The sequence below is a fragment of the Alkalimonas mucilaginosa genome, assembly GCF_036327005.1.
Lineage (GTDB): Bacteria > Pseudomonadota > Gammaproteobacteria > Enterobacterales > Alteromonadaceae > Alkalimonas > Alkalimonas mucilaginosa.
On the sequence record NZ_JAUGZK010000003.1, the window covers coordinates 36,847 to 59,840 of the forward strand.

The 22,994-nt window shown below is 50.0% G+C and carries 18 protein-coding genes; 16 read left to right on the plus strand and 2 right to left on the minus strand.

The window, feature by feature from the left end; all coding sequences use genetic code 11:
- Positions 1-145 precede the first annotated feature (145 nt).
- Positions 146-1,762, minus strand: a complete 1,617-nt coding sequence (locus QWF21_RS04590) for an MFS transporter (protein WP_330086871.1) — start codon at positions 1,760-1,762, stop codon at positions 146-148.
- 305 nt (positions 1,763-2,067) lie between these two features.
- On the opposite strand from QWF21_RS04590, the gene narL reads away from it, so the two are divergent.
- The 4 genes from narL (at position 2,068) to QWF21_RS04610 (ending at position 5,943) form a co-directional block, all read left to right on the plus strand.
- Positions 2,068-2,721: a two-component system response regulator NarL gene (narL, locus tag QWF21_RS04595; protein WP_330086872.1), complete on the plus strand. Its 654-nt coding sequence runs from the start codon at positions 2,068-2,070 to the stop codon at positions 2,719-2,721.
- Positions 2,718-3,929: a molybdopterin molybdotransferase MoeA gene (gene moeA / locus QWF21_RS04600; RefSeq protein WP_330086873.1), complete on the plus strand. Its 1,212-nt coding sequence runs from the start codon at positions 2,718-2,720 to the stop codon at positions 3,927-3,929. Before narL ends, moeA begins: the two co-directional genes overlap by 4 nt.
- A 279-nt stretch (positions 3,930-4,208) precedes the next feature.
- On the plus strand, positions 4,209-5,447 hold the full coding sequence (locus QWF21_RS04605) for an amidohydrolase family protein (RefSeq protein ID WP_330086874.1): 1,239 nt from the start codon (positions 4,209-4,211) through the stop codon (positions 5,445-5,447).
- Position 5,448: 1 nt separating this feature from the next.
- On the plus strand, positions 5,449-5,943 hold the full coding sequence (locus QWF21_RS04610) for a gamma-glutamylcyclotransferase family protein (RefSeq protein WP_330086875.1): 495 nt from the start codon (positions 5,449-5,451) through the stop codon (positions 5,941-5,943).
- Here the strand turns inward: QWF21_RS04610 and QWF21_RS04615 are convergent.
- Complete coding sequence (locus QWF21_RS04615) at positions 5,931-6,104, minus strand: hypothetical protein (protein ID WP_330086876.1); 174 nt, start codon at positions 6,102-6,104, stop codon at positions 5,931-5,933. The two genes, QWF21_RS04610 and QWF21_RS04615, sit on opposite strands and share 13 nt — an antisense overlap.
- 165 nt (positions 6,105-6,269) lie before the next feature.
- On the opposite strand from QWF21_RS04615, the gene QWF21_RS04620 reads away from it, so the two are divergent.
- The 12 genes from QWF21_RS04620 to QWF21_RS04675 all read left to right on the plus strand — a co-directional run bounded on the left by QWF21_RS04620 (position 6,270) and on the right by QWF21_RS04675 (position 22,975).
- Positions 6,270-7,730 (plus strand): AAA family ATPase, encoded by a 1,461-nt coding sequence (locus QWF21_RS04620; RefSeq protein ID WP_330086877.1) that lies wholly within the window; start codon positions 6,270-6,272, stop codon positions 7,728-7,730.
- A gap of 10 nt (positions 7,731-7,740) precedes the next feature.
- Positions 7,741-9,582 carry a protein kinase domain-containing protein gene (locus QWF21_RS04625; protein ID WP_407935259.1) on the plus strand — a complete coding sequence of 614 codons (1,842 nt, stop codon included), beginning with the start codon at positions 7,741-7,743 and terminating at the stop codon, positions 9,580-9,582.
- 115 nt (positions 9,583-9,697) lie between these two features.
- Positions 9,698-10,162, plus strand: coding sequence for a GAF domain-containing protein (locus QWF21_RS04630; RefSeq protein WP_330086878.1), 465 nt, complete (start codon positions 9,698-9,700; stop codon positions 10,160-10,162).
- Positions 10,159-10,464 (plus strand): hypothetical protein, encoded by a 306-nt coding sequence (locus QWF21_RS04635; protein WP_330086879.1) that lies wholly within the window; start codon positions 10,159-10,161, stop codon positions 10,462-10,464. The genes QWF21_RS04630 and QWF21_RS04635 overlap by 4 nt, the downstream gene beginning before the upstream one ends.
- Positions 10,465-10,470: 6 nt before the next feature.
- Complete coding sequence (proQ, locus tag QWF21_RS04640) at positions 10,471-11,187, plus strand: RNA chaperone ProQ (RefSeq protein WP_330086880.1); 717 nt, start codon at positions 10,471-10,473, stop codon at positions 11,185-11,187.
- 29 nt (positions 11,188-11,216) lie between these two features.
- Complete coding sequence (gene prc / locus QWF21_RS04645; protein ID WP_330086881.1) at positions 11,217-13,244, plus strand: carboxy terminal-processing peptidase; 2,028 nt, start codon at positions 11,217-11,219, stop codon at positions 13,242-13,244.
- An 80-nt stretch (positions 13,245-13,324) separates the two neighbouring features.
- Complete coding sequence (locus tag QWF21_RS04650) at positions 13,325-14,731, plus strand: sodium-dependent transporter (RefSeq protein WP_330086882.1); 1,407 nt, start codon at positions 13,325-13,327, stop codon at positions 14,729-14,731.
- Between the two features lie 8 nt (positions 14,732-14,739).
- Positions 14,740-16,215: a Na+/H+ antiporter NhaC gene (nhaC, locus tag QWF21_RS04655; RefSeq protein ID WP_330086883.1), complete on the plus strand. Its 1,476-nt coding sequence runs from the start codon at positions 14,740-14,742 to the stop codon at positions 16,213-16,215.
- An 85-nt stretch (positions 16,216-16,300) separates the two neighbouring features.
- The gene (gene pepN, locus QWF21_RS04660; protein ID WP_330086884.1) at positions 16,301-18,889 is read left to right on the plus strand and encodes an aminopeptidase N; all 2,589 of its coding nucleotides are present in this window, start codon (positions 16,301-16,303) and stop codon (positions 18,887-18,889) included.
- A 12-nt stretch (positions 18,890-18,901) separates the two neighbouring features.
- Entirely contained in the window at positions 18,902-19,123 is a 222-nt protein-coding gene (locus QWF21_RS04665) for a DUF2835 family protein (RefSeq protein WP_330086885.1), read from the plus strand.
- Between the two features lie 311 nt (positions 19,124-19,434).
- A complete protein-coding gene (locus QWF21_RS04670; protein ID WP_330086886.1) occupies positions 19,435-21,594 on the plus strand; it encodes a DUF1302 domain-containing protein in 2,160 nt (719 codons plus the stop codon).
- 19 nt (positions 21,595-21,613) lie between these two features.
- The gene (locus tag QWF21_RS04675; protein ID WP_330086887.1) at positions 21,614-22,975 is read left to right on the plus strand and encodes a DUF1329 domain-containing protein; all 1,362 of its coding nucleotides are present in this window, start codon (positions 21,614-21,616) and stop codon (positions 22,973-22,975) included.
- Positions 22,976-22,994: the final 19 nt, after the last annotated feature.

Consider the following 22,994-nt stretch of genomic DNA (forward strand, 5'->3'; position numbering starts at 1 on the left):
TCACCTTGGCTGAGTAAAAAACAGCCGGCAGTATAAGAGTGGGTGAACAGTTACTGTTTGATCCAGCGCAAAGCACTATCCCAAAATGGGTAAATTACGACCAGGTTGCCTGGGCAGCAGCCTAACGGCTGCTGCCAGCTTGAGATCAGGGGTTGTAAAACTCACCGGATTTACGCAGGTAGTAAAACCAGTTCAGTACCAGGCATAGTGCGTAGAACACGGCAAAACCGATCATTGCGTACTCTGGCGTTGCCGCTTTAATTTGCTCGCCAAAGACCTGCGGGATGTAGAAGGCCCCATAAGCGGCCACTGCTGAGGTCCAGCCCAGTACCGGGCCGGCTTGCTCTTTCGGGAACACCACAGCGATGGTTTTAAAAGTTGAGGCATTGCCAATACCACTGGCCGCAAACAGCAGCAAGAACAGCAAGAAGAAGGGCATAAAGTACTGCTCTGGGGTAGCTGATTGATAGGCCTGCTGCATAAAATAGGCAGCACCCAGCGCTGCAATTACCATTACCACAGCACAGACCTGAGTCACCAGGGCTCCACCTAAACGGTCAGAAATCCAGCCACCGACCGGGCGTATCAAGGCGCCGATAAAAGGGGCTATCCAGGCATAGGTCAGCGCACTTGGCCCATTCGGGTTGGGCGTGTTGTGCGTCATCACGCCATCCACCATGATGTGGCTGTAGCCAAAAATCACCTGAATCGACAGCGGCAGGGCAGCGGCAAAGCCAATAAAGGAGCCAAAGGTCATCACGTACAGTACGCTCATCACCCAGGTGTGCTTGTTATTGAAGATACGGTATTGTCGCTCCAGGCTGGTGCGAATAGCTCCGGGCAGGAATTTCAATGCCATAACGGTGGCCAAAGGCACCAATACCAGCACCAGCTCTTTTGGAATACTAAAACCAGAGCCATTGGCCGACTCAGGTAAAATCAGCCACAAACCAAGCACCGAGGTGACTAAACCAATACCATACATCGCCAGTTGAATAGAGAAAGAGCCAACCGCACTCGGCAGTTTGGGGGTTACTTCCTCGGTGTGAATGTTGTTCATACCAAACCAGATAGCAAACGCCAAAGGAATCAGCAGCAACAGCCATAAAAAGCCGGCATTTTGCACCCAGGTCTCGCTGCCTGCGGGGATACTGCCAATCAGGGTGCCACTGGCCTTTTGCAGTACCATGGGTTCACCACCACCCAGCAAAGTAAAGGCACCGAAGGTCATAAAGAGAGGGATCAGGATCTGCATGGTGGTGACGCCGAAGTTGCCAAGGCCGGCATTCATGCCAAGGGCCAGGCCCTGTTTTTTCTTCGGGTAAAAAAAGCTGATGTTGGACATCGAGGCAGCAAAGTTACCGCCCCCAATACCGGACAGCAAGGCCATTAGTTGGAACACCCAGAGTGGGGTATTGGGATCCTGCAGCGCCATGCCCGTGCCAAAGGCCGGGATCATCAGCAAACTGGTGGTTAAAAAGATGGTGTAACGCCCGCCGCACAGCCGGACGAAAAAGCTGGCCGGAATACGCAGGGTTGCCCCGCTAAGACCGGCAATGGCGGCCAGAGTAAAGAGTTCGGATGCCGAATAGGGAAACCCTAAATTAAGCATCTGCACACTGATAATGCTCCACATCATCCAGACCGCGAAACCACAGAGTAAACTTGGAATGGAAATCCAAAGGTTGCGGGTGGCGATGCGGTTGCCTTCTTGCTGCCAGAAGGTGTCGTTTTCCGGCTCCCATCGTTTTAGATCAGACATAGTCAGACTCCTGTTTGCTGATGTGCTAACTATGCGTGCAGTGGCCTTGAACAACAATGTAACTCTGGGGTTAGCTCCAATGCGCCATCAACTATACCTGGGTACCCACAAGTAGGTATCTACCTGCAAACTAAAAAAAATTAAATTTCAAAATCATATGGTTAAGATGCTCCTTTATTCTTTGTTTTGCTGCCATCCATGCTTGTTACCTGAGGGTAAATAGACCAAACTATGACTTGAATCAAAGAATCCAAGCCATAAATCGCGGCTAATAGCCGGATTAGAAAGCACCGATGGAGTAACCCATGAATTCTGAAGCGGCCAGCGTCATGCTGATTGATGATCATCCTTTATTGCGCAAAGGGCTCAGACAATTGCTGGAATATGAGGATGATCTGGATGTGGTGGCGGAAGCCAGCAGTGGTAAAGACGCTATCCCTATTGCCGTAGAGCTGGATCCGGATTTGATTATCCTGGATTTAAATATGCAGGGCATGGATGGACTGGCCACCTTGCAGGCGCTGCGTAAAGAAGGGGTGACTTCACGCATTGTGATGCTGACGGTATCGGATGCTGATGAAGATGTGGTGCAGGCCATTACACTGGGTGCTGATGGTTACCTGCTAAAAGATATGGAACCTGAACAGCTGCTGGAACAGATTCGCCGCGCTGTGACCGGCAAAATGGTGCTCAGCGAGTCGGTCGCCGCGGTACTGGCTACGGCGCTTAGAAAACCCGGCCCCAAACCCAATGCTGAGCTGAATAGCCTGACCAACCGTGAGTATGAAATTCTAAGTTTGATAGCCAAAGGCATGAGCAATAAGGTGATTGCCCGTGAACTGGATATCTCCGATGGCACCGTGAAGGTGCATGTGAAGCATTTGCTGAAAAAGCTGGGGCTGCGCTCGCGGGTCGAAGCTGCGGTCTGGATGGTGAATCAGCAAGGAGCTAAGGCATGAGCATGATGCCGGTGCAAGATGCGATTGATGCCATGCTTAGCCAGGTAATGCCACTTGCTGACACCGAAACTGTGGGCTTAACCCGCGCACTGGATCGGGTATTGGCGCAGGATATTCGGGCGGACATCACAGTGCCAGCCTTTGATAATTCGGCGATGGATGGTTACGCGTTTCGATTTGCCGAGGCAGCAACGGGCAAATCATTGCCATTGGCTGGCATTGCACTGGCAGGCCATGCCTTTGAAGGAGAGATCCCTGCCGGCTACTGCGTGCGGATTACCACGGGTGCCGTTCTACCCGATGGGCTGGATACGGTGGTGATGCAAGAGCAGGTAGAGCAAACCAATGCAGGCATTCGGCTGCTGGATACCCCCAAAGCTGGTGAGCATGTGCGACGGGCCGGCGAGGATATTGCACCTGGTCAGTTATTGTTTGCCCAAGGGCATCGGTTAAACACTGTGGATATTGGTTTGTTGGCCTCGATTGGCCTGGCGGAAATTGTTGTGCTGCGCCGGCTGAAAGTGGCGGTGTTTTCCACGGGTGACGAGCTGGTCGCGCCAGGGCAGTCGTTGCCGGCGGGGCATTTGTACGATAGCAACCGTTATGTGCTGCAGGCGATGTTGCAGCGTTTAGGAGTGGCGGTGCTGGATTTAGGTTTGCTGCCGGACAAGCCCGAGCCCATTCGTCAGGCGATTTTGCGCGCCAGTGATGAAGCCGATGTGCTGATCACCAGTGCCGGGGTGTCGGTCGGCGAAGCCGATTACACCCGTCAGCTGCTGTCTGAGCTGGGCGATATTGGCTTTTGGAAGGTAGCGATGAAACCAGGCAAACCTTTTGCCTTTGGTACCCTGGGTAGCTGCTGGTTTTTTGGTTTACCCGGCAATCCGGTTGCCACGGTAGCCACTATGGATCTGCTGGTGCAACCGGTACTGCGCCGTTTGGCCGGTGAAAAGCGGTCGCAACCTGAAAGCTTGCAGGCCATCGCTTCTGAGCCTTTGAAAAAGTCCCCCGGCAGAGCAGACTTTCAACGCGGTTTTTACCAACAGCAGGATGGACAGTTGCAGGTGAAAGCCATTGGCAAGCAAAGCTCTGCCGTGCTTAGTGGCACCGCCAGAGCCAATTGCTACATAGCACTGGAGCAAGAGCAGGGGCCAGTGGCTGCTGGCGAAAAAGTCAGTATCCTGCCGTTTTATCAGATGTTGCGTTAGTCTTACTGCTTCGAGCCAGCCTGGAAAATGATTGGTGTTGAATGACCGCATCCTGGTCGCAGCAGGCGGCTCTTTGACAGCAGCTGGCTTGCGAAAAAAGCAGTGACTAACCATACTTGGCGCATCGTTTTGGGACGAAAGAGGACCTCGTTTATGCTGCGCTCAGGCTTTTGTTACTGCCTACTACTGCTGGTGATCACATCCTTGTCTGCTTGGGCTGACAACAGGTCGGAGCCAGAAGCATCGGTTACGGTGTTTGACCAGGTGCAGGTGTTGCCAATGGACTCGGACCAGGTGCTCTCCAATCAGCGGGTGCTGGTTAAAGACGATCGCATTGTAGCGGTAGCAGCTGCGGCGGAGCTGGAAATCCCGCAAGGGGCGACGGTCATTGACGGCCAGGGCCGATACTTGCTGCCCGGACTGGCAGAAATGCATGGCCATGTGCCTCCTACCGTTGATTTCAGTGGCATGCCCACCCGTTATCTGGATGATGTGTTGCTACTCTATGTCGCCGGTGGGGTTACTACCGTGCGTGGCATGCTGGGTCATGAACATCAGCTGCGATTAAAAGATGATATTGCCACCGGCAAGCGGCTGGGACCAACCTTGTATCTGGCAGGCCCCAGCTTTAATCAGCATACGGTGACCTCACCAGAGCAAGCCCGCGAGCGCGTGCGCCAGCACAAAAGTGAGGGCTGGGACTTACTAAAAATTCACCCAGGCCTGAGCCTGGAGCAGTATCAGGCCATTGCCGATGAAGCCAAAATGCAAGGCATTGACTTTGCCGGCCATGTGCCGGAAGCCGTTGGGGTGGAGCAAGCGATTCAGCTTGGTAGTCGCACCATTGATCATCTGGATGGTTATATGGCGGCGCTGGGTGGTTTTGATACGCCTTTAACCGAGCAGGATATGGCGGAGCTGGTGGCCCTGACCAAAGCGCATCAGGTGGCGGTAGTGCCTACCCAGGCGTTATGGGAAACCATTATCGGCGCTGCTGATCGTGAGCTGCTGGAAAGTTTTGACGAGCTGAAATACATGCCAGCCCGGGTGCTAAGCGGTTGGCGGCGCTATCTGGACGCGGCCAGTGGGGCCTATTACACCGGTGAAACAGCCGCTATTCATGCTGAAAACCGCCAGCGCTTGCTAAGTGCACTGTATCAGGCTGGGGTGACCATCCTGATGGGCACCGATGCACCGCAGCTGTTCAGTGTGCCGGGTTTATCCTTGCGCCGTGAGCTGCCATTGATGGCGGCTGCGGGCATGAGCCATTACGATATCCTGCGCAGTGGCACTGTGCTGGTGGGGGAGTATTTTGCCGAGCAGGATACTTTTGGCCTGGTAAAAGCCGGTCACCGGGCCGATCTGCTGCTGGTGGATGTGAATCCGCTGGATGACTTGTCGGCGCTGTACCAGCCAGCCGGTGTGATGGTGCGTGGGCAGTGGCTAAGCCGGGCAGAGCTGGATGCGAAACTGGCTGAAATAGCCGCCGCCCGCAGTGCCGAACAGCGAGGGCGTTAAGATGCTGTACTTTGCTTATGGCTCCAATCTATCGCTGGCCCGGCTGCGCCAGCGGGTACCGAGCGCTGAACGGCTTGGCGTGTACCGGCTACCTGGCTATCAACTGCGTTTTCATAAAGCCAGTACCGATGGTTCGGCCAAGTGCGATGCCTTTTTTACCGGTGATAGCAGCCATCAGGTGTTTGGTGCCGTCTATAAGATGGATCCGGCCGAGCGGCCGGTGTTGGATCAGGCAGAAAGCTTAGGCACCGGTTACAACGCCAAACAGGTTTGGGTGCAACACAGCGACGGTCACAGCCTGGAAGCGTTAATCTATTATGCCATCCGTATTCGGGATGATGTGATCCCATACGACTGGTACAAACATCATGTGCTGGTGGGGGCGCAGGAGGTGCAGTTGCCGGGCTATTACCTGCAAAGCATCGAAGCAGTGATGGCAGTGCCGGACCCGGATTGTCGCCGTGCTGCCCAAGAATGGGCGATTCATGGTATGTAATGGTATAGAATACAGTTATCACAATAATGGTTGCGTCGGCCAATAACATCCAGGCGCTCCACCGAACTCACTTCCGGGGTAGTCATGGTAGCGCCAGGGTTGGTCGCTGTACCTACCAATGCTGCAGCCATTCCTGTGGCAAGCAGAGAAAGTGTTATCATGCTGTTTCTCCTTGTTTTGATGCTGCTATTATCAATGCTTATCAACAGTTGATCTGTGCCGACTTTGTGGCTGAAATGTCAGATTGTGTAGAGGAACCATGGTGTGAAGTGAGCAGATTGAGGCGTTCGTCAGGCTTTTTTTCGAATTTTAGAGGGGCGTGCTAAATGCATGAATTTGATGATTTAAAAATCTTGTTTCAGGCGCGTAGCCCACTGATCCTCATTGAAACCTATGAAGAATTACGGGCTTTGCAACTGATCCGGCGGTTGGCGGTAAATTTATTCCGGCCCTTGTTTCAGTGGACTTGCACGGAAGGTTTAAGGCGGCTGGATGTACCTTCAGAAGCGCAGAGCTTTAATAGTGAGCCCCATCAAGTGTTGTCGCAGATCAAGGGGACGAAGAGTCCGGGTATTTATGTGCTCTGTGATTTTCATCCATTTTTATCTGAACCCAGGCATATCCGTTTTTTAAAAGAAATTGCTTTATTGCATGATACGGTTGGTCATACGGTGGTACTGCTAAGTCACTCACTTAGCGTGCCGCCAGAGCTTGCGCGCTTGAGTTATCGTTTTGAGCTGCATTTACCCAGTGATCAGCAAATCCGGCAACTGGTGTTGGAGGCTGCGGAGCTGTACCAGCAAAAAAGTGGTGAGCTGGCCGATCTGGAACCCGTGTCAGTGCAACAACTGGTGCAGAACCTGCGAGGCCTGACGTTTGAAGAGGCCAAACGACTGGCCTATAAAGCCATCGCTAATGATGGTGCCATCACTGCGGCGGATGTCAGCCGTGTCAATAGCGCCAAGTTTCGCCTGTTACAAACCGATGGCGTGCTCAGCCAGGTGTATGATACCCGCTCATTGGATGATGTGGTGGGGCTTAGCAACCTGAAAAACTGGTTGCTGCAGCGTCGTCACGCTTTTATTGAACAGCAGCGTGATACCCCCAAAGGTGTGTTGTTAACCGGAGTACAAGGTACTGGTAAAAGTCTTGCAGCCAAAGCGATTGCCGGTGCTTTTGGTGTGCCTTTGCTCTGTCTGGATATGGCCAGCCTGTACAATAAGTACATTGGTGAAACTGAAAAGAATCTGCGTCAGGCGTTGCAACTGGCGGATGCCATGGCACCATCCGTGTTGTGGATTGATGAAATCGAAAAAGGCCTTAGCTCAGGTCAGGGCGATCAAGGGGTAGGCCGCCGCTTACTAGGTACTTTACTCACCTGGATGGCAGAGCGTAAAGCTCAGGTTTTTCTGGTAGCTACCGCTAACAACATTCATGAGCTGGCACCGGAATTACTGCGCAAGGGCCGTTTTGATGAACTGTTTTTTGTTGACTTACCTGAAGAAACAGAGCGTTTGGCTTTGCTGCAGTTGCATCTGACCAGACGCAATACGGAACTTGAGCCAGCAGCCTTGCAAGCTTGTTTGGCGTTGACCGAAGGCTTTTCGGGTGCCGAATTAGAGCAAGCTGTAGTGGGGGCTACCTTTCGAGCTCACAGCGCCGGTGAAGAGCTCGCTGCCAGCCATCTGGCGCAAGAGCTCAGCCAAACCCAACCCTTATCGGTAGTCATGGCTGAATCTGTTATGGCGCTGCGGCATTGGGCCAGCTCGCGCTGTGTTCGGGCTTGAGGGTGACGGCATGATGTACAAGCACCAGTTGCGAAACTTTTATATCCCGGAAGAGCAATCGTTTTATCTGCTGAACGCGAACGATGCCCGTAAATTAAAAGAGTGGGTAGCGCTCTGTATATCTGAGTTGGAAAAGCTAGGCTATCAGCAGATCGAACTGATTGGCAAAGGGGCTTATGGCTTTGCGTTTGCCGGGGTCAGCTTGCAGGGGGAACAGTGCGTCTTTAAATTCTCCCGTATAACCTTGCCACTTCACATTCAGGAACGTTTAGCGGATGAGGCCTATATGTTGTCGCAGGTGCAGCATCCGGCCGTCCCTCGTTACATTACCTATCAGTTGATTAAAAAGCAGGGCATTCTGATGATGGGGCGAGCCAGGGGCATTGATCTGGAACAGTACAGCCTGAAGCATGGGCGTTTGTCAGCTCGCTTGCTGGTAAAATTGGCGGTGCAGTTGGCAGAATTGCTGCAGTTGCTGCGCCAGCATAAAAAAGATGGCTTGTCTGCGCCAATAGTGCACGGTGATATCAAACCCTCCAATCTGGTGTTCGACAGTGAGACTGAGCAAATCAGCCTGGTGGATTGGGGCTCATCGGTGTTTGCGCAAACGGATGAGCAGGGCCAGTTTATCAGCAACGATGTGATGGGCCTGATGTCCGCTGATTTACAACACTCCAATGCCCGCTTGGGGGATGTCTATTTTATTGGGCCAGAGCAGCGTAGCGGCGCCTTATCCAGCCCTCGTTTTGATGAGCAAGGAGCTGCCAGTACACTCTATGCATTGGCCTCAGGACAGTCCTGCCGTTTTGGTTACAAAGCCATTCCAGCCAGAAGTCTTGGTTTGCCACAGGCCTTCGCTACCATGCTCGATTCCCTCTTGTCTGAAGATGTGCAATTACGGAATCAGGCCGGGGATTACTTTTTGCAGCAGATGCCTTTTATGCAGCAGTTGGTGCTGCCTGAGCTGCCACTGTTTGACGACAAGCCATTGTTGCCTGTCTGGGTGAGCCCAATCCGGCATGATCTGGATACCGTGGTCTACTCCTCACGCAAGTCTTTTTTACGTGAACACAGTGTCGAGGATGGTATTGGTTTTGTGGATGATGCCCAATTGGAGCGTTACTACAAAAATTATTTAGAAGGTATGGGCGATACGGAAAAAGCCTTTATTGCTGCTGTCAGCCGCTTGGCCCGCTATCCTGTAGTGGGCGGTTTGGCTATCCATTGGCAGCCAAAGGGGGTGTACATTGATTCGAGCCTGAATTTATACGATGACAGCTTACTAACGGCTTTTGCACTGGCGGTGAATAATGTGGTGCAACTGGCTCAGGCTATCGGACGGGTAGGTATTTTCAAAGCCTGTTTATTCAATGCCAGAAATACGATCCATATTAGCCGGGAAGCAATGGCTCATCCGTTTATAGCGCCTGAAGGGGCTAAAATCCCGTACCGCATTGCGCCGGTATTAAGCAGTGATGCATCCAGCAAGCAACATTCGTATTTTGAAGATGGCAAAGATCCGGATGAACAGTTGATTCTGCCAGATTGTATTATGGATGATATTGCCCGTTTGAATTTAATACGCCATACCGGCTGTCTGATATTTGAAGTGACCCCCTTGTATATGAAAATCCACAGTTATTATCGTCTGCTGGATGTAACTGCGGAAACTGAGTTTGCCAGGTTACTGGCCAGCATCTTACAAAAAGTACCGCAAATTACCGGGGAAGGCGTTGGAGGCTTTATGAAGCTGCCACACAAAGATACCCGCTTTTTTCAGCATCAGTTGATGCAGGTTACGCGTTATTATCCGGTGAATCCAAAAGGCTGGACAGCTGCTGATGCGACCTAACTGTTTATTTTATCTTCATCAACCAGAGCAATTGCGGCTTTTGGTAAAGAAATGGTTTAATTTTTCGGCCAAACCAAGTAATGTTAGGCCTTTGAAGCCTTGTTAGATTTGAAGTATGAGCACACCGGATACTGAGCTTTACCCACTTCTGTTGCAGCAGGCCGCTGCACTTATTCAGGATGAACCCGATCTGATCGCTAAAATGGCCAATCTGAGTGCATTAATTTATCACAGCTTGCCCGAGTTAAACTGGGCTGGTTTTTACATTATGCGTGACGGAGAACTGGTGCTGGGGCCATTCCAGGGCAAAGTTGCCTGTGTGCGGATCCCGGTTGGCAAAGGTGTTTGTGGCACGGCAGTAGCCACTGGAGAAACCCAGCGCATTGCAGATGTGCATGCCTTTCCCGGGCACATTGCCTGTGATGCGGCCAGTGAGTCTGAGTTGGTTATTCCTGTTCGGGACAGGGCAGGTATCGTTGCCGTACTGGATATCGATAGTCCTGTTTTAAACCGGTTTAGTGCTATGGATCAGCAGATGTTAGAGCAATTAGTCAGCTTGTTGGAGCATAGCCTGGTATGAAAGCTTTGATGCTGGTACAGGATTATTTGTTCAGTCCGCGGGATGTCGGAGACTGGGATGGTGAAGAAGAGTTGGTCGCTGATCAGATGAATGCCATTTATCATGCCGTTTGGTCGCTCATTCCGGATGATACTGCAACCAGCCAGGTCGAAAGTTTGTTAAGTCAGCTGTGGCAACAGTTATCAGCAGATTCTTTATTGCTTGAAGCAAGTGAAGATGAGCTGATTGACTGGTCCACAGCCTTTGTAGAGAGTCAACTGACAGCCGAAATTGATCAGTTGGATGAGGATGATGAAGAGTAATTTTGCATGACTACCCCCAATACTGATAGAGAGCCACAAGCAACGCCAGTGAAACTTAGCACGGTGAAAGAAGTGATTGCGTATTTAGCAACCCAGTATCCTCAGTGCTTTTCGATTGAAGGACCTGCCAAGCCATTAAAGGTTGGAATTTTTCAGGATCTGGCAACAGGGATCGCTGAAGATAGTCCCATCAGCAAAACACAGCTGCGCCAGGCCCTGCGTGTTTATACCTCCAGTTGGCGCTACCTTGAGTCCATTCAGCCAGACATTGCTCGGGTCGATTTGCAAGGTGCAGAAGTTGCTAAGATTGATTCGCAACAAGCTGAGCACGCTGCGAAGACACTAGCCGAAAGCAAAGCCAGAGCTGCGGAATTACGGAAACAGCGCGCCAAAGTTGCTCAGGCTGAAAAAGCAGACAAGAAAACGACCAATACCCCAAATAAAAAGACTGTGAACAAAAAGCCCTCTGGCCGTTCTAACCAACAGGTTCTAAAATCTAAAGTAAACCAACCGCAACCTTCGAAGGTACAACATTCTGTCCAGGCAAATTTAGCGGTAGTTTCTGAAGCAGAACTAAAAGCAGGTGTGCATGTGTTGGTGCGTTTAGGTCAAGCACCGATGCCAGCTACTGTAGTTGAAGTGACCCGCAACGATGTGACTGTACAATTGCAATCAGGTATGGTGATAAAAACCAACCGTGACAGCTTGTTCCAGCAGGAATAAAAAGTCACGGCCAAGTAGATGAGAGTATTATGAGACAAACTTTTGCTTTATTGATGGTGTTGGTTCTGTGGCAATCCAGTGTCTGGTCGACAGAACAGGAGGAACAGCAGAGTACTGAGCTCCCTGTGCTGGTACAAGAGTCCCAACATGCCACGGCCAGCAAACGTATCTCAACTCTTTTTACGCGTGGTCATTATGCACCTGTCCAGTTGGACGAGGCTTTTTCTGAACGGGTATTTGAACGCTTCTTAAAAAGCCTCGATTACAATAAGACGATCTTACAGCAAGCCGATATTGAGCGCTTTGAACGTCATCGCCTTCAGTTTGCCGATGCGTTGAATAAAGGCAACCTGACGTTCGCTTTTGATATGTTCAACCTTAGTCTGCAGCGTCGTTATGAGCGTTTTGGCTTTGCCTTAGAGCTGCTGGAAACTGAATTTGATTTTGAAGAGGCCGATCACTACGTCTACGACCGTGAAGAAGCTGATTGGGCAGCAAACTCGGCTGAACTTGATGAGCTGTGGCGGCAACGAGTTAAATTTGACACCCTTAATCTGAAACTCACCGGCAAAACCCAGGAGGAGGCAAAAGAGTTGCTGGAGCGTCGCTATTCCAATGCTCAGAAACGTTTGCTGCAAACCAACAATGAAGATGTGTTTCAGTTGATTATGAATGCCTACGGTCGCAGCATCGAAGCGCATACCTCTTATCTGTCGCCACGCAATGCCGAGCGCTTCCAGCAGGATATGAATTTATCGTTGGAAGGTATTGGCGCGGTGCTGCGGGCAGAAGATGATTACACCGTCATTCAGAGTCTGGTGCCCGGAGGCCCGGCCGATTTAACTCAGCAGCTCAAGCCTAAAGATCGCATTATCGGTGTTGCACAGGCTGATGAAGAGTTTGTGGATGTGATTGGTTGGCGCTTGGACGATGTGGTGGAACTGATTAAAGGCCCCAAGGGAAGTACTGTGCGCTTGCAAGTACTGAGTGGTGGTTCGGTTGTATCTGGAAATACCGAAGTGGTTTCCATTACGCGGGATAAAATCCGGCTGGAAGACCGAGCTGCCAAAGGTGAAGTCTTTGAGCCGCTATTATCCGAGCTGGATAAGCGCATCGGTGTTATCACCATTCCTGGATTTTACAACAACTTGTCTGAGGATGTGAAAAAAGAGCTGGCGAAACTGCAGGAAGCCAAGGTAGATGCCATTATCATCGATTTACGTGGCAATGGCGGTGGCTCCTTGCAAGAAGCAACCTTGCTCACGGGGCTTTTTATTGATCGTGGTCCGGTGGTGCAAATTCGTGAAGGCTCTGGCCGGATCTCTGTCAGCCAGGATCGGGATGGTGTCAGTTACTACGATGGTCCATTGACGGTGTTGGTTGATCGTTTCAGTGCTTCGGCCTCAGAGATATTTGCAGCCGCGATGCAAGACTATGGCCGCGCCCTTGTCGTAGGTGAGCAAACCTTTGGCAAAGGGACAGTGCAGCAACATCGTGGGCTTGGGCGTATTTACGATATGTTTGAAAACTCACTGGGCAGTGTGCAATACACCATTGCCAAGTTTTACCGCATTGATGGTGGCAGTACCCAGCACCGAGGCGTGATCCCGGATATTGCTTTCCCATCAGCGATTGACCCGGAAGACTGGGGAGAAAGCCGTGAAGAAAATGCGCTGCCATGGGATTCAATACCTGCTGCACGTTATCAGCAACTGGACTCATTGCAACCATACCTGCCGGTGCTACTGCAACGGCATCAGGGGCGGATAGCGACCAATCCAGAGTTTGCCTATCTGGCCGATGATATTGAGGAGTATCGTCGTCAACGGGATGAAAAATCAGTTTCTTTGGTCAAAGCAGAGCGGGTGCAGCAGCGTGAGGAGCGTGAGCAACGGCAGTTGGCGCGCACTAATGCCCGTCTTGCTTTGCTAGGCAAGGAGCCTGTTGAAAACCTGGATGACTTGCCGGAAATATTGAATGAGTTGGATCCATTGTTGGAAGAAACTGTGTTGATTACCGCAGACTTTCTGCAACTGGGACGTTACGCGAAACAATAAAACAACTGAAAAAGCTGGCGACCAGGGTCGCCAGCTTTTTCTATATAACGATTACAATAAATAATAATAGGGTTGGTGGTATGTCGGGAGCACGTGAATCCGTTCATGGCATGTGGTCTGGTCGTTTTGCTTTTATTCTTGCAGCGACAGGCGCAGCTGTTGGTCTGGGTAATATTTGGAAATTTCCATACATTATGGGGGAAAATGGTGGCGGCGCTTTCGTGCTGGTCTACCTGCTATGCATTGTATTGATTGGCATACCTGTGATGATGTCGGAAGTACTGATAGGTCGGCGCGGCCGCCAAAGCCCTGGATTGTCAGTTAAAACCCTGGCGCAAGAAGCCAGTAGCAGTACCCGCTGGCAAATAGCGGGTTGGAGTGGCCTGGTTGCCAGTTACCTTATTTTGTCATTCTATGCGGTAGTGGCAGGTTGGGCTTTGGCCTATGTCATAAAAACTGCACGAGGGGATTTTCAAGGCGTAACGGCCGAAGCTATTGGTGGGCAATTTGATGCTCATTTGGCCAATCCCTGGGCATTAATGGCCTGGTCCGCGGTGATTTTATTTGTCACCGTGTATGTGGTTGGTCGTGGTGTGCATAAAGGCCTTGAAAAGGCCGTGAATTTTTTAATGCCGAGTCTGTTCGTGTTACTTGGCATCATGGCAATTTATTCTGCTAGCAACGGTGCCTTCAGTGAAGCCGTGCAGTTTATGTTTACGCCGGATTTTTCCAAGCTAACCATTAATGGTGTATTACTGGCGTTAGGGCATGCCTTTTTTACACTCAGCCTGGCTTCCGGTGCCATGATTATTTATGGCGCGTATTTACCATCCAATGTGTCTATTGCTAAAACCTCAGTTTTAATTGCGCTGGTTGATACTGCTGTTGCTATGTTAGCTGGTATTGCCATCTACCCTTTGGTGTTTCAGTATGGTTTGACGCCCGCAGAAGGCCCTGGCCTTATCTTTGTTACTTTGCCCATTGCCTTTGGTTCAATGCCTTTTGGTACCTTCTTTGGCACGATGTTTTTCGTGATGCTGGTGTTTGCTGCTTTTACTTCTGCGATAGCCATGATTGAGTCAACAGTTGCCTGGTTGGTGGAGCGCAAAGGGCTGAATCGGCTGGTTGCTACGGCTGCAACAGGTGGCTCTTTGTGGCTTATTGGCTTACTCACCGTATTCTCCTTTGCCAAAGCCGATTGGGCAACCTTTGAACTCAATGTTTTTGGCAAGCCTATCACCAACTTCTTTGAGGTAGTTGATTATTTAACCTCTGCTATCATGCTGCCCTTAGGCGGTTTGGTGATCGCCATTTTTGTAGGTTGGGTGATGAAGAGGAAAATCACCGAAGAAGAGCTGCAGACGTCAGCTGCTGTGTATGCGATATGGAGATTTGCTATTCGCTGGTTTACACCCATAGCAGTGATCATTGTGTTTTTACACTTGATCGGTGTGCTTGATCTACTGCTTCGCTTGCTTGGTGTATAGGATTATTCATGACAACAAAGATAAAAGAACCCAGCTTTTTTGATGCTTCATTGCCAATTCTGGTTTTGATCACGCTGTTATCCAGCTCCGTATTGTTATTTGGTGATGACTCCTCCTATGGTCCGAACCAAATCGCGCTTTTTATTGCTTCTGCCGTTGCCGTTGTGATTGGCCTTAAAAATGGTTTGCGCTGGCATGAGATAGAACAGGCGATGACAAAAGGCATTGCTTTGTCCTTAGGGGCGGTACTGATTTTGCTGGCTGTAGGTGCCCTGATTGGTACCTGGTTGCTGGCTGGTACGGTACCAACACTCATTTATTATGGCATGCTGCTGTTAAGCCCAAGCTGGTTTTATGCTGCCAGCTGTATTTTGTGTGGCATAGTGGCCATGAGTATCGGTAGCTCCTGGACCACCGCTGCAACCATTGGTGTGGCTTTGATTGGTGTAGCTGCAGGCTTGGGTTTGTCACCGGCAATTACGGCAGGAGCCATTATTTCCGGCGCTTATTTTGGCGATAAAATATCCCCCTTAAGTGAAACCACCAACCTGGCACCTGCAGTAGCCGGAGCCGAACTCTTTGCTCATATCCGGCATATGCTGTGGACGACAGTACCCAGTATTGTCATTGCCTTGTTGCTGTTTTTAGTCATAGGGCTGAACAGCACAACGTCAGCCGATGCGGTCCATATTGATCTGATCAGTGCGACTTTGCAGCAGCACTTTGCCATCAGTTTCTGGACCCTGATCCCGCTTTTCGTCTTACTGGCCATGGCCGTTAAAAAAGTGCCGGCATTTCCAACCGTGTTTATCGGAGCCTTACTTGGTGGCGTTTGGGCTTTGCTGTTTCAGCGTGAACTGATCCAGAGCTTGATGGATCAGGATTTGGGAACCAGCCTGGGCAGCCTGAAGCTGGTTTGGGCCACTTTGTTTGATGGCTTTGCTGTGGAAACGGGGTCAGATGATTTAAACAGCCTGCTTAGTGGTGGTGGTATGTCCAGCATGCTGAATACTGTCTGGTTGATTTTTTCGGCGATGATGTTTGGGGCGGTGATAGAAAAAGTCGGCTTGTTGCGTAAGTTTGTACAGTCGATTCTAAAAGCAGCACATAGCACCGGCTCTTTGATCACCAGTACCATTGCCACCTGTATTGCGACCAATATTCTTACGGCTGATCAGTACATGGCAATTGTGATGCCAGGACGCATGTACAAAGAAGAGTATGAACGACGTGGTCTTGCTCCGGTGAATTTGTCACGTACACTGGAAGATGGCGGTACTATTACCAGTCCATTGATCCCCTGGAATACCTGCGGCGCTTACATGCACGGTGTGTTGAATGTGAATCCACTGGATTATTTTATCTACGCCTTCTTTAATTTGATCAATCCTGTGTTGGCAGTGATCTACGCCTATTGCGGGATTAAGATCCTAAAGTTATCCCCGCCAGAAAGTGTGCAGCAAGAACTGCATCTAAAATCTTAATAGCACCAGCCTGATCCTGCCGATCAGGCTGTTTCGCGTTATACTGAATAAAACCAGCCTTTTAGCTACTGCAATCGGAGTTGTTATGTCTGCAGACACCAACAGTCGTCAGGTAAAGCGCCTGGCGGATTACCAGGCACCGGACTTTTTCATTGAAACCACAGATCTAACTTTTGAGTTAGCTGCGGATAAAACACTGGTCACTGCGGTCCTGCAGTTTCGGCGAGCCAACCCAAATGCTTTGGAGCTTCGGTTAGACGGCCAACAGCTTTTGCTATTAGCGGTCCATTACAATGAACGTTTGTTACAGCCTTCTGAGTATCAGTGCGATGCTCAGCAATTGCGTCTGTCGGTGACAGACGATGATTTTAAGCTCACCATTAAGACAGAGATTTGTCCCCAGGCCAATACGGCGCTGGAGGGGTTGTATTTTGCCAATGGCAGTTTTTGCACCCAGTGTGAGGCGGAAGGTTTTCGCCGTATTACTTACTACCTGGACAGGCCTGATGTGCTGTCGGTCTTTAGTACCACCATCATTGCCGACGCCAACCAATATCCTTACCTGCTATCCAATGGCAACAAAGTGGCTGACCGTTTGCTTGCTGGTGGTCAACGGCTGGTTCGCTGGCAGGATCCCTTTCCAAAGCCCTGTTACTTATTTGCACTGGTAGCGGGTGATTTTGAACTGCGACAAGATCAGTATACGACCAAATCTGGCAGAGTGGTTGAGTTGGCTTTTTACGTCGAGAAAGGTCAGGGCAATAAGGCCCTTTTTGCACTGGAGGCCTTGAAGCGCTCTATGCGTTGGGATGAAGAGCGTTTTGGTCTGGAATACGATTTGGATACCTATATGGTGGTTGCTGTCGACTTCTTTAATATGGGGGCAATGGAAAATAAAGGTCTGAATGTATTTAATAGCAAGTATGTGTTGGTGAGCAACAATACCGCTACGGATACCGACTTTTTTAATGTTGAGTCGATTATCGGACATGAGTATTTTCATAACTGGACTGGTAACCGAGTCACTTGCCGTGACTGGTTCCAGCTTAGCTTGAAAGAAGGCTTGACGGTGTTTCGTGACCAAGAATTTAGCCGTGATATGGGGTCTGCTACAGTTAACCGCATTCATGCTGTGCAGGTGATCCGCACCGCTCAGTTTGCGGAAGATGCCAGCCCGATGGCGCACCCAATTCAGCCGCAGCAAGTAATGGAAATGAATAATTTCTACACGGTCACTGTGTACGATAAAGGGGCTGAAGTGATCCGGATGCTGCATACTTTGCTTGGTGAAGATGGTTTCCAGGCAGGGATGCGTTTGTATGTGCAGCGCCACGATGGTCAGGCAGTGACTTGCGAGCACTTTGTGCAAGCGATGCAGGATGCAAATCACTACGATCTCAGCGCTTTTCGCCGTTGGTATCAGCAATCAGGGACACCGGAATTGCGTGTTCAGCGCTCCTACGACGTACACAAACAGCAGCTGACGCTTACCTTGCGGCAGCACACCCCGGCGACAGCTGATCAGGCAACGAAATTACCACTGGTCTTACCGATACGTTATCAATTAGTGGATGGAGAACGCTCAGAGTCGGGGCTTTTTGTCATGCAATTGCAAGAAGAGTCACTGGTCTTTACCGATGTTTCGGCAACCGCTTTACCTGTATTGCTGGAAGACTTCTCTGCTCCGGTGCGCTTACTGCATGATTACAGCGAACAAGAGTTGCTTCGGATAGCCAAAGCCGCCAGTAACGGTTTTGCCCGCTGGGATGCTTTGCAGTCGTGCTGGATGTTATGGCTGCAGCAGTATATTCAGCAGGGGGGAGCTTTTCATTTGCCGGAGGCTTTATTTGAGCTCTATGCCACTTTACTTAACCAGCCACTGCCTGATAAGTCCCTTACAGCCGAGTTACTGAAAGTACCGGATTATGGCACTTTTGCCGAGAGCTTTCCGCAAATCCCTGTGGACTCCATTCTGGCAGCCAGTGCTGCTTTTCGTCTGCAAATCTCAGAGCACCTGAGTAAAGCATTGCTGCAATGCTATCAGCAGCACAGTCAAGCCGCTGCCGAGTACAACGAAGAGGCGGTTGGTCAAAGAGCATTAAAAAATCGTTGTCTGGACTATTTAAGCATGCATCATGGCGATAGCCAGACCCTGCTAGAGCAGCAGTATCATACGGCTAGTGGCATGACCGATAAATTAGCTGTGCTAAAAGCCAGTTTGCACAGCGAACATCCGGTGTTTGAATCGTTGATGCAGCATTTTGCCAATGAGTGGCAGCAGGATGTGCTGGTGCTGGACAAGTGGTTTAGTCTGCACGCGGCCAACCCAACTGAGCAAGTATTCGATACCATTGCTGCTCTATGTCAGCACCCGAAATTTAGTTGGCAAAATCCAAACCGGGTACGAGCGCTGTTTCATGCCTTTGCCATGCAGAACCCAGGGCAGTTTCATCGGTTGGATGGACGTGGGTATCAGTTGCTGACTCAGACTTTGTTATTGCTTGATCCGATCAATCCCCAGGTGGCTGCCCGGCTGGTGACACCTTTATTGTCCTGGCATCGCTATGATTCAGAGCGACAGATTTTAATAAAGCAAGCTTTGCGTCAGTTGCTGGAGAAAGATGGGATTAGCAATGACTTGTATGAAAAAGTCAGTAAAGCGCTCGCTGGTTAGTGGAAATCAAACGTGGTTGTCTATCATTTTTCGCTGCATCTGTCTGCCCGGGAGTGCCTGGGCTATTACCAGGGCCAGTATCGCAATTTTATTGTAACGGCACAGAGTGGTGAGCGTATTCAAATTGCCGTGAAGCACTTCCATCGCTTTATTCAAAAGGATGGTATCCACGGTATTTTCACCATTTGGCTGGATACCAATGGCAAGCTCATCAAATTAATAAAAAATAGTTAGAGCTATTGCTTTAAACGATGAATTAAAACGGCCGATCAATTTTGCCGGGTATTTCAGTCGATTTTTCATTATGTTAGTTAGAAGATTGGGGTTTTTTCAAAAGCTGATTAAACTAATAGAGTGCCATTCAGTGCGCAAATCGTTTCATTAAACAAAAAACAAATACAAATCAACAGATTTAGCCGCTGAGAAGCCTTGCGAAGCTACCGAAATGATGTAATTATTTTATCATGTGCGCTGAGCTCCGATGAGTTCAAGTGTATGCCTACAAAAATAACAATGACCTGTGGGGACAGGGGGGAGAAACCAACATGAAGAAAAGGACTACCTTTTTTCAGAAAAAGCCACTGGCGCTTGGCATTGCCTCAGCGTTAATGGCGATGTCCGCAAGTTCAATACAGGCTGCCAGCTTTAACTGGGGTGGGGTTGATATTCAATTTGATTCAACCTTTTCCTACGGTGCCAGTTGGCGGGCTGAAGATCGTAACTGGGATACCATCAGTAAAGCAAATCATCCGCGTTTTAACTGGGATGATTATGGTTATTACTTTACGGCGGCTGGTACGCCCAATGTCAACAGTGTGTATGCCAATACCGAAATCTGGGCTGAGCCTGGTGCGTACTCCAGCAACGGTGATGCCGGTAATCTTAATTTTGACCGTGGCGATATGTTCAGCAGCATGCTGAAGGGCACTCATGATCTCTCGATCCGTAAAGACAATCTCGGCTTCTTCGGTCGTTTCATGTATTTTTACGATTTTGCTCAGCGCAAAAGCAATTATGCCTACACCAACCCAATTTCAGGCCAGCATGTTGACCCTTGTGCTGACAGAGATTCGCGTAAACTGAGCTGCCGCGATTTCCGCTTGCTTGACGCTTATGTCTATGGCAACTTTAGTTTTAATGATGGCATGAACCCATTGACGGTTCGACTGGGACAGCAGGTGCTGAGCTGGGGGGAAAGTACTTTCTTACCGCACGGCATCAATATTACACCAATCGATGTGGGTATTCTCCGCTCTCCGGGCGCTGACTTAAAAGAAGCTTATATCCCCGTTGGTATGCTCAGTCTGGCTGTTGGTCTGACCGATAATTTATCGGCTGAGTTTTTCTACCAGTACGATTGGGAAAACAGCTATCTGCCATCGCCAGGTACTTATTTCTCAACCAATGACTTTGCTGGCAAAGGGGGGCATGCGCAGAATATTCAGTTAGGTTTTGCTGGCAACCCGGACATTGATCTGGATTTCCTGGTTGATGAAATGAATACCTTGTCGCTATTCGCTCCGGCTTTGCTGCAAGTGATTGAAAACCCAAATGCCAGTCGGCAGGATAAAATCAACGCCATTAACCTGGCCCGGGTATACGCTACCCGTGTTGCATTGCGTCCGGCAGGTTCGGAAGGTGAGCTAAAACCCAAAAATGGTGGTCAGTATGGCGCGAAGCTGGAGTATTTTGCTCCTAATCTGAATGACACTGAGTTCGCCGTTTATTTCATGAATTATCACAGTCGTGTTCCTGTTATCTCAGGTATTGCGGCAGACTTCAGCGTTGATGGGGGGCGTGAGGTCGGATTGCTGCAGTCCCTGGTGTATCTGAGTGAAAATCAGCAGCAGATCACCGCAGACAACATCGGCAACCTTAGCATGTTCTCTAAAGGCCTGCTGGAATACCCGGAAGACATCAAACTTTATGGCTTCAGCTTTAACACCACGGTAGCAGGTACTTCTGTTGCGGGTGAGTTGGCTCATCGTCGCAATGAACCACTGCAAATCGATGATGTCGAAATTCTGTACGCTGGTATGCCAGAGCAGCTTGCTAATGCAACCCTGGATGGTATCGCTGTGAACCCTGAATTGGGTGGTATTTCGCAAATTGGCCGGGCTGATGGCAATAAAGTGCTGCCTGGCCAGATGGCTCAGGGCTATATAACCCGCAACACCACCCAGGCATCGGTAACTTTGACCCACTTGTTTGGGCCTGTGCTTGGCACCGACAACTTGTCAGTCCTTGCTGAAGTGGGTGGTGTGAAAATCCACAGCATGCCAGATCAAAGTGTGCTTCGTTTGAATGGCCCAAACACCGATCGCAGTGGAGCACCTTTGATAGGTCCTTTTGGGCCATCGGAAGGCTTGCATCAGGCATTGTCTGACGGGCCAGAACCAAATCCGTTCCCTACGGCTTCAGCCTGGGGCTATCGTATCTTTGCGCAGGCCCAATACAACAACGTTTTTGCGGGAGGCAATCTGACGCACCGCATCAACTTCGCCCACGATGTGAATGGCATTACACCAGATCCATTGTTCATGTTCGTGGAAGGGCGTAAGTCTCTGGGTTATACCATTGGCTTTGATTACCTGAGTCGCTGGTCAGCAGAGCTGTCTTACAATTGGTTCTGGGGTGGGGTAGGTACCACCAACAATCTGGCCGATCGTGACTTTGTATCATTTAACGTTAAGTACTCTATTTAAGTAAGGGACGAGAACCATTATGAAAAAACTCACCCTCTTGGCTTCAGCTGTTGCCATGGTTGTAAGCTGCAGTGCGCTGGCTAAAATTACGCCAGAACAAGCTGCTCGTCTTGGTCAGGACTTAACACCAATCGGTGCTGAGCGAGCCGGCAATGCTGCTGGTACCATCCCTGAATGGACCGGTGGTATTTTGACGCCACCAGCAGGTTACACTCCTGGTGATCATCACCCGGATCCTTTCGCTGATGATCAGGTGTTGTATGTAATTAACAGCAGTAACCTGGATCAGCACCGCGACAAATTAAGTCCGGGTCAAATTGCCTTGTTTGAGCTCTATCCTGATACCTTCAACATGCCGATTTATCCGACGCGTCGTTCTGCCTCCTTTCCGCAGTATTTTTACGATGCAACCAAGGAAATAGCCACTAAGGCCGAGCTGATTGAAGGCGGCAATGGTCTGGCCAATGCTGCTATTGGTATTCCATTTCCAATTCCAAGCAATGGCTTAGAAGCGATCTGGAACCATATTGTGCGCTTCCGTGGCGTTGCAGCTACCCGCAATGGTGGTCAAGCGGCACCTACGGCTTCTGGTGCATACACCTTTATTGGTTTTGATGAACAAATCATGTTCAAGTACTCACATCCGGATGCAACGCCAGAAAACCTGATGGCAGAAAACATTTTGTTTAAGTTTAAACAAAGCGTTACCTCGCCAGCGCGTTTGGCGGGTACAGCCTTGCTGGTTCATGAAACCATGGACCAAATTGCTACTCCCCGACAGGCCTGGACCTATAACACCGGTCAGCGCCGGGTGCGTCGTGCGCCAAACGTTGCCTACGATGCACCAGGTACCGCTTCCGATGGCCTGCGTACCACCGATGACTTTGATATGTTTAATGGCTCCCCAGATCGCTACAACTGGGAGTTGAAAGGCAAAAAGGAAATGTATATTCCGTACAACAGCTATAAGTTGCACAGCAATGAGCTGAAGTACAGCGATATTCTGATGCCTGGTCATATCAATCCGGCTCACACGCGCTATGAATTGCACCGCGTCTGGGTGGTTGAAGCCACTTTGAAAGACGGTATGCGTCATGTGTATGGCAAACGTGTGTTCTTCATCGATGAAGACAGCTGGCAAATTCATGTTGCCGACCTCTATGACAACCGGGGTGATTTGTATCGGGTTGCACAGGCGCATGGTCTGAACTATTACGAAATGCCCGCACACTGGAGTACGCTTGAAGTGTATCATGATCTAAACTCGCGCCGTTACATTGCGCTGGGACTGGATAATGAGGATGCCATGTATGATTTCTCTGTCACCCTGAATGACAATGATTTCACTCCGGCAGCTTTGCGGCGCGAAGGCGTTCGTTAATCCTGAGCGGACTGTAGAC

Excerpts from the sequence above, each read along its gene's own strand:
- QWF21_RS04620 (WP_330086877.1), top strand. The coding sequence starts at position 6,270 with ATGCATGAATTTGATGATTTAAAAATCTTGTTTCAGGCGCGTAGCCCA.
- QWF21_RS04630 (WP_330086878.1), top strand. The coding sequence starts at position 9,698 with ATGAGCACACCGGATACTGAGCTTTACCCACTTCTGTTGCAGCAGGCC.
- QWF21_RS04635 (WP_330086879.1), top strand. The coding sequence starts at position 10,159 with ATGAAAGCTTTGATGCTGGTACAGGATTATTTGTTCAGTCCGCGGGAT.
- QWF21_RS04590 (WP_330086871.1), bottom strand. The coding sequence starts at position 1,762 with ATGTCTGATCTAAAACGATGGGAGCCGGAAAACGACACCTTCTGGCAG.
- moeA (WP_330086873.1), top strand. The coding sequence starts at position 2,718 with ATGAGCATGATGCCGGTGCAAGATGCGATTGATGCCATGCTTAGCCAG.
- QWF21_RS04625 (WP_407935259.1), top strand. The coding sequence starts at position 7,741 with ATGATGTACAAGCACCAGTTGCGAAACTTTTATATCCCGGAAGAGCAA.
- QWF21_RS04615 (WP_330086876.1), bottom strand. The coding sequence starts at position 6,104 with ATGATAACACTTTCTCTGCTTGCCACAGGAATGGCTGCAGCATTGGTA.
- proQ (WP_330086880.1), top strand. The coding sequence starts at position 10,471 with ATGACTACCCCCAATACTGATAGAGAGCCACAAGCAACGCCAGTGAAA.
- pepN (WP_330086884.1), top strand. The coding sequence starts at position 16,301 with ATGTCTGCAGACACCAACAGTCGTCAGGTAAAGCGCCTGGCGGATTAC.
- QWF21_RS04610 (WP_330086875.1), top strand. The coding sequence starts at position 5,449 with ATGCTGTACTTTGCTTATGGCTCCAATCTATCGCTGGCCCGGCTGCGC.
- prc (WP_330086881.1), top strand. The coding sequence starts at position 11,217 with ATGAGACAAACTTTTGCTTTATTGATGGTGTTGGTTCTGTGGCAATCC.
- narL (WP_330086872.1), top strand. The coding sequence starts at position 2,068 with ATGAATTCTGAAGCGGCCAGCGTCATGCTGATTGATGATCATCCTTTA.
- QWF21_RS04675 (WP_330086887.1), top strand. The coding sequence starts at position 21,614 with ATGAAAAAACTCACCCTCTTGGCTTCAGCTGTTGCCATGGTTGTAAGC.
- QWF21_RS04605 (WP_330086874.1), top strand. The coding sequence starts at position 4,209 with ATGGACTCGGACCAGGTGCTCTCCAATCAGCGGGTGCTGGTTAAAGAC.
- nhaC (WP_330086883.1), top strand. The coding sequence starts at position 14,740 with ATGACAACAAAGATAAAAGAACCCAGCTTTTTTGATGCTTCATTGCCA.
- QWF21_RS04650 (WP_330086882.1), top strand. The coding sequence starts at position 13,325 with ATGTCGGGAGCACGTGAATCCGTTCATGGCATGTGGTCTGGTCGTTTT.
- QWF21_RS04670 (WP_330086886.1), top strand. The coding sequence starts at position 19,435 with ATGAAGAAAAGGACTACCTTTTTTCAGAAAAAGCCACTGGCGCTTGGC.